This is a genomic window from Qipengyuania sp. SM2507, assembly GCF_053714505.1.
On the sequence record NZ_CM132307.1, the window covers coordinates 678745 to 694276 of the forward strand.

General features: G+C 65.6%; 18 protein-coding genes. 11 read left to right on the forward strand and 7 right to left on the reverse strand.

Translation table 11 applies throughout. The features are described 5' to 3' along the window. Window positions 1-81: 81 nt before the first annotated feature. Window positions 82-795 carry an A24 family peptidase gene (locus tag ACWIKC_RS03200; RefSeq protein WP_454598687.1) on the reverse strand — a complete coding sequence of 238 codons (714 nt, stop codon included), beginning with the start codon at window positions 793-795 and terminating at the stop codon, window positions 82-84. A gap of 130 nt (window positions 796-925) precedes the next feature. On the opposite strand from ACWIKC_RS03200, the gene ACWIKC_RS03205 reads away from it, so the two are divergent. Together ACWIKC_RS03205 and ACWIKC_RS03210 are read left to right on the forward strand one after the other, a co-directional pair. After that, the gene (locus ACWIKC_RS03205) at window positions 926-1870 is read left to right on the forward strand and encodes an alpha/beta fold hydrolase (protein ID WP_454599429.1); all 945 of its coding nucleotides are present in this window, start codon (window positions 926-928) and stop codon (window positions 1868-1870) included. Further along, window positions 1867-2961, forward strand: a complete 1095-nt coding sequence (locus ACWIKC_RS03210; RefSeq protein ID WP_454598688.1) for an NAD(P)/FAD-dependent oxidoreductase — start codon at window positions 1867-1869, stop codon at window positions 2959-2961. The genes ACWIKC_RS03205 and ACWIKC_RS03210 overlap by 4 nt, the downstream gene beginning before the upstream one ends. A gap of 21 nt (window positions 2962-2982) precedes the next feature. Here ACWIKC_RS03210 and rnhA read toward each other — a convergent pair whose 3' ends face one another. The 3 genes from rnhA to ispH are packed head-to-tail and all read right to left on the reverse strand — an operon-like array spanning window position 2983 to window position 5407. After that, entirely contained in the window at window positions 2983-3426 is a 444-nt protein-coding gene (rnhA, locus tag ACWIKC_RS03215; protein ID WP_454598689.1) for a ribonuclease HI, read from the reverse strand. Between the two features lie 28 nt (window positions 3427-3454). Further along, entirely contained in the window at window positions 3455-4426 is a 972-nt protein-coding gene (thrB, locus tag ACWIKC_RS03220; RefSeq protein ID WP_454598690.1) for a homoserine kinase, read from the reverse strand. A 9-nt stretch (window positions 4427-4435) separates the two neighbouring features. Further along, complete coding sequence (gene ispH, locus ACWIKC_RS03225) at window positions 4436-5407, reverse strand: 4-hydroxy-3-methylbut-2-enyl diphosphate reductase (RefSeq protein ID WP_454598691.1); 972 nt, start codon at window positions 5405-5407, stop codon at window positions 4436-4438. Window positions 5408-5481: 74 nt separating this feature from the next. Here ispH and ACWIKC_RS03230 point away from each other — a divergent pair, with 74 nt between their 5' ends. The 9 genes from ACWIKC_RS03230 (at window position 5482) to tatC (ending at window position 12794) form a co-directional block, all read left to right on the forward strand. Next, complete coding sequence (locus ACWIKC_RS03230; protein WP_454598692.1) at window positions 5482-6132, forward strand: hypothetical protein; 651 nt, start codon at window positions 5482-5484, stop codon at window positions 6130-6132. A 90-nt stretch (window positions 6133-6222) separates the two neighbouring features. Then, complete coding sequence (gene argS / locus ACWIKC_RS03235; protein ID WP_454598693.1) at window positions 6223-7971, forward strand: arginine--tRNA ligase; 1749 nt, start codon at window positions 6223-6225, stop codon at window positions 7969-7971. Window positions 7972-7981: 10 nt separating this feature from the next. After that, window positions 7982-8668 (forward strand): SPOR domain-containing protein, encoded by a 687-nt coding sequence (locus ACWIKC_RS03240; protein ID WP_454598694.1) that lies wholly within the window; start codon window positions 7982-7984, stop codon window positions 8666-8668. A 97-nt stretch (window positions 8669-8765) separates the two neighbouring features. Continuing rightward, window positions 8766-9785 (forward strand): beta-N-acetylhexosaminidase, encoded by a 1020-nt coding sequence (gene nagZ / locus ACWIKC_RS03245; protein WP_454598695.1) that lies wholly within the window; start codon window positions 8766-8768, stop codon window positions 9783-9785. After that, window positions 9782-10609 carry a segregation and condensation protein A gene (locus ACWIKC_RS03250; protein WP_454598696.1) on the forward strand — a complete coding sequence of 276 codons (828 nt, stop codon included), beginning with the start codon at window positions 9782-9784 and terminating at the stop codon, window positions 10607-10609. The genes nagZ and ACWIKC_RS03250 overlap by 4 nt, the downstream gene beginning before the upstream one ends. A 2-nt stretch (window positions 10610-10611) precedes the next feature. Further along, window positions 10612-11214, forward strand: coding sequence for an SMC-Scp complex subunit ScpB (gene scpB, locus ACWIKC_RS03255; RefSeq protein ID WP_454599430.1), 603 nt, complete (start codon window positions 10612-10614; stop codon window positions 11212-11214). A gap of 59 nt (window positions 11215-11273) precedes the next feature. Continuing rightward, entirely contained in the window at window positions 11274-11525 is a 252-nt protein-coding gene (gene tatA / locus ACWIKC_RS03260) for a twin-arginine translocase TatA/TatE family subunit (RefSeq protein WP_454598697.1), read from the forward strand. A 24-nt stretch (window positions 11526-11549) separates the two neighbouring features. Then, entirely contained in the window at window positions 11550-12014 is a 465-nt protein-coding gene (tatB, locus tag ACWIKC_RS03265) for a Sec-independent protein translocase protein TatB (protein ID WP_454598698.1), read from the forward strand. A 9-nt stretch (window positions 12015-12023) separates the two neighbouring features. Beyond that, window positions 12024-12794 (forward strand): twin-arginine translocase subunit TatC, encoded by a 771-nt coding sequence (gene tatC, locus ACWIKC_RS03270; protein ID WP_454599431.1) that lies wholly within the window; start codon window positions 12024-12026, stop codon window positions 12792-12794. Between the two features lie 183 nt (window positions 12795-12977). On the opposite strand, the gene ACWIKC_RS03275 is transcribed toward tatC, so the two are convergent. The 3 genes from ACWIKC_RS03275 to ACWIKC_RS03285 form a co-directional block, all read right to left on the reverse strand. Next, entirely contained in the window at window positions 12978-13199 is a 222-nt protein-coding gene (locus ACWIKC_RS03275) for a hypothetical protein (RefSeq protein WP_454598699.1), read from the reverse strand. A gap of 161 nt (window positions 13200-13360) precedes the next feature. Then, window positions 13361-13576 (reverse strand): hypothetical protein, encoded by a 216-nt coding sequence (locus tag ACWIKC_RS03280; protein WP_454598700.1) that lies wholly within the window; start codon window positions 13574-13576, stop codon window positions 13361-13363. Window positions 13577-13776: 200 nt separating this feature from the next. Next, entirely contained in the window at window positions 13777-15429 is a 1653-nt protein-coding gene (locus tag ACWIKC_RS03285; protein WP_454598701.1) for an amidohydrolase, read from the reverse strand. Window positions 15430-15532 lie beyond the last annotated feature (103 nt).

Genomic DNA, 15532 nt, shown 5'->3' on the forward strand with positions numbered 1-15532 from the left:
GCCCCTTGTTTGTCCGCCTGCAAGACGCGACGGACGGCTATGGTTTCGGGGCATAGAGCCCGATTGGTTAAGATCGCGTTTTCAACCGAATGCCGCAGCGGGCATGGCGTAGACGAGATCGCCGGTGGCGAGGATCCAGATGCCTCCGGTCGCGATGGCGAGACCGTAGGGCACTCGAATTTGCTCCTCCTGGCGGCGCAGCACGCGCAGCGAGGCGAGCGTGACGGCGATCAGAAGCAGGACCGGGAGCAGGGACAGGCCGAGCGTCAGGGCCAGGTCCCCGGAGGCGACTTCGGCAAGGGCGGACGGCAAAGCGAGCTTGGGGCCGCCCAGAACCGCGCTGGCGAAGGCGGCCGCGATCAGCGTGCAACCGATCAATACGCCGAGATCCCGTCGCGGGGTGACACCTGCGGTCCCGGATCGAGCGACCTGCCAGGTACCCATGGCAAGTGTCAGCACCCAGCCGACCATCACCATGATGACCAGGAGGTCGAGATAGGCCGCGGGTGGCATCCACAGCGCCAATGCAGTCAGCAGCTTGACGTCGCCCCCGCCCATCTGGCGGATCGCGAAGAACAGGCAGCAGATGGCGAAGGTCAAGGCGGCGATACCCAGCTGGATCGCGACACCGGGCCACAACGCCAGATCGCTCGCCAACCAGAACAGCGGCGCGGCCAAGGCGATTCCCGCGTTGAGCCAATTGCCGATCGTCCTGCTACGCAGATCGGTGACGACCGCCACCAGCAGTGCGATTGCCAATGCCCCGAGCAATACGTAGGTGAAAAGTTGGTGCATTTCGTCCCTGAGGATCGTCCTTTGGGAGCGTGCTACAGGAACGTGCTTACCAAACGGTAACCATCGGGAGGCGACCATCGCGGCGAACCAACAGGACGAGGCCGGGGCGCGCGGAGCCCTCCATGGGGCTATCGATCGCCGGGAAATTCCTGCGACGGCCAACGAATCGCAGTGGACCGCAGCGGACGGTTATCGGCTGCGGCGGATCGACTGGCCGGGCGACGAGGCCGGTCCGCGCGGATCGATCCTGTTCCTGCCCGGGCGCGGCGACGCCTATGAAAAATACTTCGAAACGCTGGAGCAGTGGCATCGCGCCGGCTGGCGGGTGACCGCAGCCGACTGGCGCGGACAGGCTGGGTCCGGCCGCCTCGGCACGGACGCGGTCACCGGGCACATCGACGATTTCGGTACATGGGTGAACGACCTATCGGGCCTTTGGGATACGTGGAAGGCGGAGACGCCCGCGCCGCATGTGCTAGCCGGCCATTCGATGGGCGGACATCTGGTGCTGCGCGCGCTGATCGAGCATCGGGTCGATCCTTCTGCCGCAGTGCTCACCGCGCCGATGCTGGGCATGGCGGGTCCGCCGCTGCCGCTGCGCGTGCAGCATTGGGTGGCCAAGCTTATGACCAGGATCGGCGCGCCGACGCGGCCTGCGTGGAAATGGAGCGAGAAGCCCGGCGAAATGCCGGCTTCGCGCCAGTCGCTGCTGACGCATGACGAGGCCCGCTATGGCGACGAATTGTGGTGGCGCGAGAAACGGCCGGAGCTGGTGATGGGTCCGGGCAGCTGGGGCTGGGTCGAGCGTGCCTACGCCTCGCGCCGTGTGCTCGATGCCTCAGGGGCGATGGAAGCAGTGAAGGTTCCCGTCCTGCTTATCTCAACCTCGAACGACAAGCTCGTCAGCCACGACGCGGTCGTCCGCGCGGCGGAACGCCTGCCGCGCGGAGAACTGCTCGCCTTCGGGAAAGAGGCGCGGCACGAAATCCTGCGCGAGGTCGATCCCGTGCGCGACCGGGCAATGGCGGCGATCGCCGATTTCCTCGACCGGACCGCCCCGCCGCGATCTGCATGAGCGGTTTCGACTTCGCCATCGTGGGCGCCGGGATGGCCGGGGCCAGTCTGGCTGCGGAACTCGGTCAGCACGCCTCGGTGCTGCTGCTCGAGGCGGAGGATCGGCCGGGCTATCATGCCACCGGACGGTCCGCCGCCTTCTGGGAGGAATGCTATGGTGGGCCAGAGATCGTCCCGCTCACGCTGGCATCGGGTCCCTATCTGCGCGAGCACGGGTTCCTCAAACAGCGCGGCGCGCTTTATATCGGGCGCGATGAGGATGCGCCGCTGCTCGACGCGTTTCTCCAGCGCTTCTCCGGCACGGGTGCGACCATCGAGCGGCTCGACCGGGAAGCTCTGGTTACAAAGGCTCCGGACCTGCAAGCGCATTGGAACGATGCGATATGGGAACCGGCATGTTCCGATATCGATGTTGCGAGTCTGCACACGCACTATTTGGCGCTCGCACGAGAACGTGGCGTCCGGCTGGAAACTCGCGCGCGTCTGACCGCCGCAGCGAGGCACGATGACGGCTGGGCCTTGCGGACCGAACGCGGCGAGACCTTCACCGCGAACACACTGGTCAACGCCGCCGGGGCGTGGGCGAACGAACTCGCCGTTCTCGCGGGTGCCCGACCGCTGGGCATAGAGCCTCTGCGGCGGACGGTGGTCCAGCTGCGCACCGATCCTGCGCCGCCCTCCGATCTGCCGCTGGTGCTGGATATTGCCGGGGGGTTCTATTTCAAGCCCGAGGCGGGTCGGTTGTGGCTCAGCCCCAATGACGAAGTGCCCAGCGAGCCCTGCGACGCCGCGCCGGAGGAACTGGCGGTGGCCGAAGCGATCGAGCGGCTGTCGCAGGTGATCGACTGGCGGGTCGAGGCGGTGGAGCATCGCTGGGCAGGCCTGCGCAGCTTCGCGCCCGACCGGCTTCCCGTCTACGGTTTCGATCCGCAGGTCGAAGGATTTGCGTGGTTTGCGGGGCAGGGCGGCTACGGCATCCAGACCGCGCCCGCCGCGGCGCGGCTAACTGCACAATTGCTGCTCGGGCTCGATCGGGACGCGATGACGCAAGGCCTCGACGCCACGCTCTATGCTCCGGACCGGTTTACCTAGGCCCGAAAGCCGAAACTTACCCTAGCGCGCGGCGGCGATTCGTTCGGCTTCGTCGCTGGCGAGCTGATCCACGCGGTCGTTCTCCGGATGGCCCGAGTGTCCCTTGACCCAGTGCCAGGTCACATTGTGGCGCGCGGTTTGCGCGATCAGCTCGTGCCACAGGTCCTCATTGCGCACCGGCTTCTTGCTGGCGTTGATCCAGCCGCGCTTCTGCCAGCCCGCGACCCACTTGGTGATGCCGTCGATCAGATATTTGCTGTCGGAATAGATATCGACCTCGCATGGCTCGATCAGCGCGCTCAGGCCCTTGATCGCCGCCATCATTTCCATGCGATTGTTGGTGGTGGCAGGGTCGGCGCCGGACAATTCCTTCTCGTGCGGGCCAAGCCGCAGCAGCGCCCCCCAGCCGCCGGGGCCGGGATTGCCCTTGCAGGCACCATCGGTGAACAGTTCGACGCGTCTCATGCGGAAATTCCCTAGCGTGGGCGCGGGCTTACGCGAAGGCCCGATACCCATGCTCGGCGTAATATTTCCAGCGGCGGGCAAAATCCATCGGATCCTTGCGGGTGACCAAAGCGTCGGCGGGGGTATCGAGCCAGTCCTGCGCGCGACTGGCGGTGAAGCGCAGGCAGGCTCCTTGCGCCAGCAGCGGCATCGCATCGCGTTCGCCAGGCTCGAGCGGGCGGACCGACTCATAGCCGGCGACGAGCGCCTTTCCGACCTCGTCCGCGAATTTCGTACCGCTGCGGTCGAAGCACCAGGCGGCATGGGTCACCGCGAGATCGTAAGCCATCATGTCGTTGCAGGCGAAATAGAAGTCGATCAGCCCGGTCACCCGCTCGCCCAGCATGAGGACGTTGTCGGGGAAAAGATCGGAGTGGATGATCGATCGCGGAAGCTTGTCCGGCCAGCGCGCGACCACTTCTCGCCCCACGTCCAGCCATTGCGGCAGGTCCGGGTCGATTCCCGCCAGTCCCGCTCTGCCGCAGCGTTCTAGGATCGCAAGACAGGCGCTCACATCCAGATCGTTCGCGCGGCGGCCCTCGTAATTCGCGGCCGCGCGATGCACCCGCGCGAGCGCCGCGCCGACCGCATGGGCCTGCGCAGGAGACGGCGTGTCGGGCGAGATGCCAGGAAGATACTCGATCAGCGCGAGCGCCTTGCCATCGAGCGTAGGGGACGCAGATCCTTCGCGATCGTGGATCGTCGCCGGAACGGCGCAGCCCCTCGCGGCAAGATGGTCGAGCAGGCCGAGGAAGAAGGGCAGTTCGGCAGGATCGGTGCGCTTTTCGTACATCGTCAGGATGAAACGCGCGCCGGTTCCGTTCGCGCCGCTGGTTTCGACCAGCCAATTGCTGTTGGACACCCCCTCGGCGATGCCCTTGGCCGAGATCAGTTCGCCGACATCATAGGCGGCGATCAGCGCGGCGAGATCTTCCGAAGCGAGATGGGTGTAGACCGCCAATTGGGCAGGTCAGTCCGGGTCGGTCAGCTGCCGCGGGAGCTTGAAGACCATCTTCTCCTCCGCCGCCGCGATGGTCTGCTCGTGGACGTTGCGCCATTGCGAAATGCGTTCCACGACTTCGCGAACGAGTATTTCCGGTGCGGAGGCCCCTGCGGTCAGCCCGAGGGTGCCCACTCCGTCGAGCCATTCGGGTTCGATTTCGTCGGCGCGCTGGATCAACCGCGAATTGGCGCCCAGCCTTTCGGCGACCTCGACCAAACGAAGCGAGTTCGAGGAATTGGGCGAGCCGATCACCAGCACCAGATCGCTGGCGGGGGCGATCCGCTTGACCGCCGCCTGGCGGTTGCTGGTGGCGTAGCAGATATCTTCCGCCTTTGGCCCCTGGATCTGCGGGTAGCGTGCTTCCAGCGCGGCGATGATATCGGCGGTGTCGTCGACCGAGAGCGTAGTCTGCGTCAGGTAGGAAAGCTGGTCCTCGGTGGTGAAAGGCAGCCTTGCGATGTCCTCCACGCCTTCGACCAGGGTCATCTGGCCCTCGGGCACCTGACCCATCGTCCCGATGACCTCGGGATGGCCGGAATGGCCGATAAACAGGATGTGGCGCTTCTTCTCGAGCTGGCGCTCGGCCTGGCGATGCACCTTGCTGACCAGCGGGCAGGTCGCATCGACATAGAGCAGCTTGCGCCGTTCCGCCTCGGCGGGAACCGACTTGGGAACGCCATGCGCGCTGAACACCACCGGCATGTCGTCGGGGACTTCGTCGAGTTCCTCCACGAAGATGGCACCCTTGGCCTTGAGGCCTTCGACGACATAGCGGTTGTGGACGATTTCGTGCCGGACATAGACCGGGGCACCGTATTTCTCGAGCGCTCGCTCGACGATTTCGATGGCGCGGTCGACGCCGGCGCAGAAGCCGCGCGGGGCGGCGATGAGCAGCGTGAGCGTCGGCTTGAGGCCCGCTGGTTGCAAGGGAGCATTCATAAGCCTCCCCCTAGCGCTTTGCGCGCGCCCTCGCTAGGGGATGCGACCATAGGAATTCGAGGGATACGACACGCATGACTTTCCGCTTCCGCCAGCTCCCCGCGATCGCCCTCGGTCTCGGCCTCGCCGCTTGCGCCAGTGAAGGCGATCTCGTGGTCGATCAGGGCGTCGGCATCACTGCCGTGCGAAGCGTCTGCCCCGCGGTCGGCGTGCCCGATTACACCGGCGACGTGACCGTGTTCCGCGATCCGCAATCGCGGCTGGCGAGCGACATCGATGTGACGGCAACGATCACCAATGTCCGCGCCACCTGCAACGAGACCGGCGACCGGATCTATTCCGAAGCCAGTTTCGACGTCCAGGCACGCCGCAGCGACACGCGCGGCGCGCGTCAGGTGACGCTGCCCTATTTCTCTACTGTCCTGCGGGGCGGTAGTGCGGTGGTGACCAAACGGGTCGGCACGGTGACCTTCGCATTTGCCGACGGTGAAGCCCGGGCGAGCGCTCGCGCCACCGCCGGTGCCTATGTCGATCGCGCCGAAGCGACCCTGCCCGCCGATATCCGCGAGCAGATCACCCGTCGGCGCAAGGCGGGCGATCCCGATGCCGCGCTCGATCCGCTTGCCGATCCGACGGTCCGCGCCGCGATCGAGCGTGCCACTTTCGAGCTGCTGGTCGGCTTCCAGCTGACCGAAGCGCAGCTCGCCTACAACGCGACCCGCTAAAACCGCATGAGGCCGCCGCTTCGGCAGCGTCATCGCATCCCACGGTTCGATCCGTACGCGTTCCCCGCGGGCGCGCAGCATGGCTGAGACATGACCGACACGCAGACCCTTCACGCCCATTATGCCGCCAAGATTGACGCGGTTCTCAACGCGCTCGAGATGGAAGGCGACCTGCCGCCCGATTGCGACCGCGGCAATGTGGCGGTCGAACCGCCGCGCGATCCGGCACATGGCGATCTGGCAACCAACGCCGCGATGGTGCTGGCCAAGCAGGCGAAGAGCAATCCGCGCGCGCTGGCGGACAAGATCGTCGCGCATCTGGCTCGCGATCCGGAAATCACCGCGCTCGATATCGCCGGTCCGGGGTTTATCAACATCCGTCTGACGCAGGATGTCTGGCTGCGCGAACTGGCGACCATCGCCGCATTGGGCGACGACTACGGGCGTTCGGCGAAGGGGCGGGGCACCCGCGTCAATGTGGAATTCGTCTCGGCCAACCCGACCGGGCCGATGCATATGGGCCATTGCCGAGGCGCGGTGGTGGGCGATGCGCTGTGCGATCTGCTCGCATTCGCCGGTCACGACGTGATCCGCGAATATTACGTCAACGATGCCGGCGGCCAGGTCGATGTGCTCGCCCGTTCGGCGCATCTGCGTTATCGTGAGGCACTGGGGCAGGACATCGGGAGCATTCCCGAGGGGCTCTACCCCGGCGAGTACCTCAAACCCGTCGGCGAGCATCTGGCCGGTGAATATGGCGATCGCTACCTCGACGCCCCCGAAGCGGAATGGCTGGCGCAATTCCGCGCGGCGTCGGTGGCGGCGATGATGGAGATGATCCGCGCCGATCTCGCCAAGCTGGGCATCCAGCACGACGTTTTTTCATCGGAAGCCGCGCTGCAGGCGGCGGGCAAGCCCGAGGAGGCCGAGGCATGGCTGCGTGCGCAGGACCTCGTCTATGACGGCGAGCTGGAAGCCCCCAAGGGCAAGGCTCCGCCCGAGGACTGGGAACCGGTCGAGCTGCCGCTGTTCCGCTCGACCGCGTTCGGCGACGATCAGGACCGCCCGATCCGCAAGTCGGACGGTAAGTGGACCTATTTCGGCGCCGATCTGGCCTATCATTTCCAGAAGGCCGAAACCGCCGATGCGCTGATCGACATCTGGGGCGCGGATCATGCCGGCACGGTCAAGCGGATCACCGCCGCAGTGGCGGCGCTGACCAAGGGCGCGGGGCTCGATGTGCCCTTCGACGTCAAACTGGTCCAGATGGTCAAGCTGATGCGCGGCGGCGAGCCGGTGAAGATGTCCAAGCGCAGCGGCAATTTCATCACCATCGCCGATGTGGTCGAGGAAGTGGGCAAGGACGTGGTCCGCTTCACCATGCTGACCCGCAAGCCCGACGCGCAGATGGAGTTCGACTTCGCCAAGGTGGTCGAGGCATCGAAGGACAATCCCGTCTTCTACGTGCAGTATGCCCATGCGCGGATCCATTCGACGCTGCGCAAGGCGGCGGAACAGGGTCTGGCGCCATCGTCTGATGGGCTGCAATTGCTGGGCGAGGCGGATCTGACCTTGATCCGCGAGGCGGCGCAGTTCCCGCGGATGGTCGAAGCCGCCGCGCAGGCGCGCGAACCGCACCGGATCGCCTTCTATCTCAACGATCTCGCCAGTGCCTTCCACAGCTTCTGGAACGCGGGTAATGACGATTCCTCGCTGCGGATGATCCAGTCCGACAATGAGACACTGAGCGCCGCGCGGCTGTTCCTGGCCACGCAAGTGGCGCAGGTGATTCGCAACGGTCTCGCCATATTGGGCGTCGAAGCCGTCGAGGAAATGTGAGGAACGTCGGGTGACTGCGGGCGAGGACGGACATACGCAAACCTATCCGGGCGAAGAGCTCGATCTGGGCCAGGATGGCGAAAGCCTGCCCTGGCTCGAATCGGTCGATGACGAGGACGGGCACGAGCAGGGCTTCGACACCACCAGGCTGATCGGAATCGGCCTGTTGATGATCGTTGCGTTGGGGCTGATCGTCGGCGGGATATGGTGGTTCACCAACCGCGCGACGGGCGGCGGGCCGGAACCCGATGGCTCGCTGATCGAAGCACCGGCCGAACCCTATCGCGTTCGGCCCAATGACGAGGGCGGCAAGACCTTCGCGGGGACTGGCGACACCAGCTTCGCGGTGGGCGAGGGCCAGACCCGCGAGGGTCGGCTGGCCACGGCGCCGCCCGAGCCAGAAGCGGACGCGACGGACGAGGCTCCGAGCGAACCTGCGCCGGCGCGCTCCGCGGCGCTCCCTGCGGGCACCGCAGTGCAGGTCGGCGCCTATTCCAGCCGCGCGGATGCCGAGAGCGGCTGGAGCACGCTGATCCGGCAGACCGAAGTCCTCTCGGGCGTCGATTATCGCATCGTCGAAGGGCGCGCCGATATCGGCACCGTCTTCCGCCTCCAGGCCGCAGCGGGCGATTCCGCGAATGCGCGGCGGATGTGCCAGGCGCTCAAGGGTGACGGGCTGCCCTGCACGGTCAAATAGACGGGCGGGGGCGGGAGACCGACTCCTCCGTGTCGATTTCCACATGCGGATCGAGGGCTCGCTTGCGAAAGCAACGGGAAGCTGCGATTCCAGCGCGATGACACCAGCGATCTTCGGCATCGGCGGCCCCAGCCTGACGGACGACGAGCGCGCCTTCTTCGCCGAGGCCGATCCGGTGGGCTACATCCTGTTCGGACGCAATTGCGAAACGCGCGCCCAATTGCGTACGCTGACCGACCAGCTGCGTGCCATCCATGGCCGCGACAAGCTCTTTATCGGCATCGATCAGGAAGGCGGGCGGGTCGCGCGGATGAAGCCGCCCGAATGGAGCGCCTTCCCGCCCGGCGCGGTGTTCGACCGGCTCTACCGGATCGCCCCCGCCAGCGCGATCGAGGCGGCGCGGATCAATGCCCATGCGCTCGCTCTCGAACTCGCCGAAATGGGCGTCACGGTCGATTTCCATCCCCCTCTCGACCTTCCCCAGCCGGGCGCCCACGATGTCATCGGCGATCGCGCGCTCGGTCACGAGCCGATGCAGGTTGCGGCGCTCGGCCGGGCGATCCTCGACGGTTTCGCGAAAGCCGGCGTGCTGGGCTGCATCAAGCATATGCCGGGGCACGGGCGTTCTGTCGTCGATACCCATAAGGAAATGCCCACCGTCACGGCGAGCGAAGAGGAGCTCGCGCATGATTTGGCTCCCTTCATCCGGCTCAACCAGGCACCGGTGGGGATGACCGGGCACCTGCTCTTCACTGCCTGGGATGCCGAGCGGCCCTCGACCCTGTCGCCGATCATCATCGAGCAGATCATTCGCGGCAGGATCGGCTTCGATGGCCTGCTGCTGACCGACGATATCGATATGGAAGCGCTCGACGGCACGATCCCCGAACGCGCGGAACGGGCAATCTCCGCCGGCTGCGATGTAGTCCTCAATTGTTGGGCCAAGATGCACGACATGACCGGCATCGCCGAGCGCTGCGGCACCATGCGCGCGCCAGGCCTGGCACGGCTCGAGCGCGCGCTCGACGCGATGGGCCAAGCCCTCGAAAGTTTCGATAATGGCGAGCTGATCGCCAAGCGCGACGCGCTGCTGGCGATCGCCGGGCAGGCCGCGTGAGCCAGGACACCCTGCTCCTCGATCTGCCGCATGAAGCCGGATCGCGGGCGGGTGAGGACGACGATTGGGCAGGGATCGCGGTGGAACAGCCGAATGTGGACGAGGATGCTCTCTATCTCGACCTTGATGTCTGGGCCGGACCGCTCCACCTCCTGCTCGATCTCGCGCGGCGCCAGAAGGTCGATCTGCGCCAGATCTCGATCCTCGCGCTGGTCGACCAATATCTCGAATATATCGACCAGGCCGATGCGCTGAAGCTCGAACTCGCGGCCGATTACCTGGTGATGGCCGCCTGGCTCGCCTATCTCAAATCCTCGCTGCTGCTCCCCAAAGGGGAACAGGAGGAGCCCTCCGCCGAGGAGCTGGCGCTCAAGCTGCAATTGCGGCTGCAACGGCTGGGCGCGATGCGCGAGGCGGCGGCGCGGCTGATGGGGCGCGACCGGCTCGACCGCGATGTCTTCTTGCGAGGTGCACCCGAGGGCCTGCGGATCGAGAAGCTGACGCGGTGGAAATGCGACCAATACGCGCTGATCGAGGCCTATGGCCAGGTCAAGGCGCGCACCGCGCCCGCGGTCCACATGGTCCGCGATCGCCCGGTGATGTCGCTCGACAGCGCGCTCGGGAGGGTTTCGGCGATGCTTGGGGTGACGCTCGACTGGATGGAACTACGCGAATTCCTGCCGCCGCACGCCGAGCCGCGCCTGCGCCGCTCGGCGCTCGCCTCCAGCTTCGCTGCGGCGCTCGAACTGGCGAAGATGGGCCGCGCCGAACTGGCGCAGGACGAGGTCTTCGGGCCGCTGCGGCTGCGCCGGATCAAGGCATGAGCATGGACGAACTGGCGCGCGGTTTGGAGGCGGCGCTGTTCGCTGCCGAAGAGCCGATGAGCGCCGAGGCGCTGGCGGGTTTTCTGGGCGACGCGCCGCTGGGCGATGTCCGCGCCAGTCTGCGCGAGTTGGCCGAGCATTACGGCGGCCGGGGGATCCGTCTGGTCGAGCGAGGCAAGCGCTGGCATTTCGAGACTGCGCCCGATCTCGCGCATCTGCTCCGGCGCGAGCGCGAACAGTCCCGCAAGCTCAGCCGCGCCGCCACCGAAGTGCTTGCGATCATCGCCTATCACGAGCCGGTCAGCCGCGCGGAGATCGAATCGATCCGCGGGGTGCAGACCTCGGGCGGGACGCTGGACGTGCTGATGGAGTCGGGCTGGGTGACAATCGCGGGCCGACGCGAGGTGCCGGGGCGACCCACGATCTACGCTACCACTCCCGAGTTTCTCGATCACTTCGGCCTCACCAGCCGCCGCGACCTGCCCGGGATCGACGAATTGCGCGCCACCGGCCTGCTCGATCCGGTCGAGGACGCCTATGATGCGCTGATCGGGGATGGCGAGGACAGATCCGACCACGAAGAGGACGAGCGCGATCAAGCCTGACTGGCGCGAACCTGCCGGGATCGCTATATGGGCCCCAACGCTACGAAAAAGGTAATCCCATGTCGCTCGGCCCCTGGCAGCTCATCATCATCGCCCTCGTCATCCTGGTCCTGTTCGGGCGCGGGCGAATCTCCGAAATGATGGGAGATTTCGGCAAGGGCATCAAAAGCTTCAAGAAGGGCATGACCGAGGAAGAGCAGGCTTCTGACGGCCCTTCGCCGCGGATCGAAGGTCCGTCGCACGAGGCCAAGCCGGCCGGCGAGACCGTCAAAGAGACCAAGCCAGCCGATCCCACCGAAGCCGGGCGTTGAAGCCCGGTCTAGAGGACTAGCGCCATGTTCGATATCGGCGCCAGCGAACTGCTGGTGATCGTGATCGTCGCGATTCTCGTCATCGGTCCCAAGGAAATGCCGCGGGCTTTGCGGACCGCCGGGCGCTGGATCGGCAAGATGCGGCGGATGTCCGCTCATTTCCGAAGCGGGATCGACACGATGATCCGCGAGGCCGAACTCGAGGACGCCGAGAAGGAATGGCGCGAGCGCAATGCCCGCATCATGGCCGAAACCTCCGGCAGCGACACCCCGCCCGCGATGGAGCCGCTCCCGCAGCAGCAAGCCTCGAGCAAGGATGCGGCGGCAACCGACGACTACGATGCCCGCGCCGAAGCCGCCATCGCGCGCGCGAAGCCCAAGAATTCAGCCGAAGACGGCAGTCCGAGCGACTTGACGGACGACGACCAGCCCTCGCTGCCGCTCGACCCCGCAGGCCCGAAGCCCGCAGCTCCGAAGAAGGACGGCTGAGCAACCGTGATGAAGGATATCGACGAGAGCCAGGCCCCGTTGCTCGACCATCTGGTCGAATTGCGCGCGCGGCTGGTGCGGTGCGTGCTGACGCTGGCGGCGGCGTTCGGCGTGTGTCTCTATTTTGCCGACGACATACTCGGGTTCCTGATCCAGCCGCTCAAGGGGGCGTTTCAGGGCGATCAGGGGCAGCTGATCTTCACCAAGCTCTACGAGGTGTTCTTCGTCGAGTTGAAGGTTTCGCTCTTCGCGGCCTTCTGCGTCAGCTTTCCCATCATCGCCAACCAGCTGTGGGCCTTCATCGCACCAGGCCTCTACGCCAAGGAGAAGCGTGCCTTCCTGCCCTTCCTTTTCGCCACGCCGATCCTGTTTGCCGCGGGCGCGTCGCTGGCCTATTTCGTGGTCATGCCGACCGCGTTCCGCTGGTTCCTGGCCTTCGAAGGAGAAGCAGGGGGACTGACCATCCAGGCACTGCCGAGCGCGAACGATTATCTCAGCCTGGTGATGCAGTTCATCCTCGCCTTCGGGATCAGCTTCCTGCTCCCGGTGCTGCTGTTGCTGCTCCACCGCGCCGGGATCGTTACCCGCTCGCAATTGGTGGGCGCGCGCCGCTATGTGATCGTGCTGGTAGTCGCCTTCGCTGCAATCATCACTCCGCCCGATCCGGGATCTCAACTGTTGCTGGCTCTGCCGCTGCTGCTGCTGTTCGAGCTGTCGCTGGCGATCATGTGGTTCTTTGACCGCAAATCGGCTGAATCCGAGGACGCGGCGACCGAGTAGGTCGCTTTCTTCGCTTCCCCACTTTGTTATCCTGATTCGTGACCAGCTGCATTTCGGTGGTGTCCTTGGCGTGCACTCCGCAGACGCCTGGGCCGAATTCGGCTAGCACTGAGCCGCAAATGCCGGACACAACAAAAACGGGGCCCGAAGGCCCCGTTTCGTTATTCGGATTGTCGTAGTCGCTTACGGGCTGACGGCGGTGTCGTCGTCATTGTCGGCGGCGATCAAGATGCCGGCGATGACCGCAGCAGCGGCGAGCAGAGCAACGATGATCGAAACACCACCGCCACCAGCACCGATTTCGGATTCACCTTCGACCGGCGCAGAAACGCGGTCGGCAGCGATCGCCGGAGTGGCGGCCATGGTAGCGGCAGCAGCGGCTGCGGCGAGAAAACGGAACTTCATTCTTAAATCTCCTTGCGAGAACTAAACCTGTCTCGATAAGCTGGGTGCTTTAAGCGAACTCTTGGCCCAGTGCAACATTAAATCGGACCGGCAGGATCCGCTTAGAGGCAATCCCTGCCGACCAGGCGAAACGACCGCCCCGATTTTTCGGAGCCTTCGAATCAGGGACTTACCGGATCGTCGTCTTCAGAAAGGAACACGATGGAAGCGGCCACCACGGCAATACCGATCAGGTAAATGAGGGGCGAGTTCCCACCAAGTTCGCTCTCGCCCGAAACAGGGGCGCTTTGACGCGTGTGGCTTGCGGTTTCCTGCGCGGCAATTGGGCCGGCGATCAGAGAAGCGGCAGCGCCGGCCAACAGTAGTTTACGAACCATGCAACGAACCCTTGTCATTACGAGTGTTTCGTAAGGCGCTTGGAACGCCCTTCCGAATAAATTGTGAACCGAAGCGTCATCCAACGTGATCTTCGCATCCTGGCCGGGCGCCTAGACGATGAGTGGTTGCCACAACATTAATTGCCCGCAGGTCGCCTCATATCGCAGCGAATCTATCGCGGCTAGAGCGCAAAGCGCAACTATTGCGCCTTATAAACCTGTCGGCCGCCGATCCAGGTTTGCAGGACGCGCGTCTGGCGCAGCTCCTCCGGCGTCGCCAGCAGCGGGTCGCGATCCACCAGCACGAAATCCGCGCGTTCGCCGACGACCAGCTGCCCGAAACGTCCTTCGGCAAAGCCGGCGAAGGCTGCGTCCTTGGTGAAGGCCGCGAGGGCGTCTTCGCGGCTCACCGCTTCTTCAGGGCGCCATCCGCCGAACGGCTGGCCATCGGGACCGGTGCGGGTGAAGGCAGCGGCGAGACCGGCGAAGGGGTCGGGCGATTCGACCGGTGCGTCCGATCCGAAGACCAGGGGTGCACCGGTGGCGGCGATGCTGCGCCAGGCATAGGCGCCGTCGAGGCGGTCCGGACCCAGCCGCGCTTCGGCCATCGTCCGGTCGCTCGTCTGGTGGACCGGCTGCATCGAAGCGATGATGCCGTGTTCGCCGAACAGCGGAATATCCGCCGGATCGACGATCTGTGCGTGTTCGATGCGCCAGCGCCGATCGCCCGGAAAGCTGTCGGCGATTTCATGCACCGCGCTCAGCGCGTCGGCATTGGCGGCGGTACCGATGGCGTGCACCGCGACCTGGAATTCGCCGTTGGAAGCGCGGACCAGGATGTTGCGCAATTGTGCCTGGCTCATCAACGGCAGGCCGGTGTTGCCGGGATCGTCGGCATAGGGCTGCTTGAGCCAGGCGCCTCGCGAACCCAGCGCGCCATCGAGATAGAGCTTCACGCCATTGAGCTTCAACTTGTCGTCGTAAAGCCATGGAGTCGGGCGCGAGCCGGCGATCAGTTCCATCGTGTCGGCGCTGATGGCGTAGGACATGATGCGCAAGCTCAGCCGTCCGCTGTCTCCGGCGCGGCGGAAGGTCTGCCAATCCTCGATCGTGGTGCCCATGTCCGCAGCTGCGGTGACGCCCATCGAATGGAGGACTTCCTGCGCGCGCAGGAGCGCGAGGTCGCGTTCGACCGGACGCGGGGCGGGGACGACGCGCTGGACCAGCTCTTCCGCCGCATCGACGAAAACACCCGAAGGCATGCGCGAACCGGGCACGCGCTCGACCCGGCCACCGGCGGGATCGCGCGTCGCCTCGGTGATCTGTGCGGCTTCGAGCGCGCGGGTATTGCCCCAGGCGGCATGGCCGTCGACCCGCTGCAGCCAGACGGGACGGTCGGAGACCGCCGTGTCGAGCTCGGCGGCGGTGGGGAAGCGGCCGAGGCCCCATTTCTCCTGGTTCCAGCCACGCCCGAGAATCCACGGGCGAGCGGGGTTGTCGGCGGCGAACTCGCGGATTTTCGCCAGCGCTTCGTCGAGCGAATTGGTGTCCGACAGATCGAGCGTGAGGCGCGAAAGGCCCAGACCCATGACATGGAGATGCGCGTCGATCATGCCCGGCAGCATCACCCGGCCTTCGCCGTCGAGCTGGTAGTCGATGTCGCGTGGGCGTTCATCCTCGCGATCGTAGACCGCCTTTACCCGCCCGCCATCGTCGATCAGCAGCGCGGTGAAGCGATCTATCTTGCCGTCCTCGTCGATCCGCACGCCATCGACGTTCTCGATCAGCTGGTCGGCCGCGGCGGGGGTGGCGAGAAGGGCGGCGGCACAGGCGAGTAAGGTTCTGCGGATCATGCGTGGGGCACCGAAATCTTGCTTAGCGGGCGAATTGCGAAGCGCCGGAATTACGGCAAAGCGGCAAAGCCGCAAGACCTTTCCACGATTGCGCGGCGGTGAT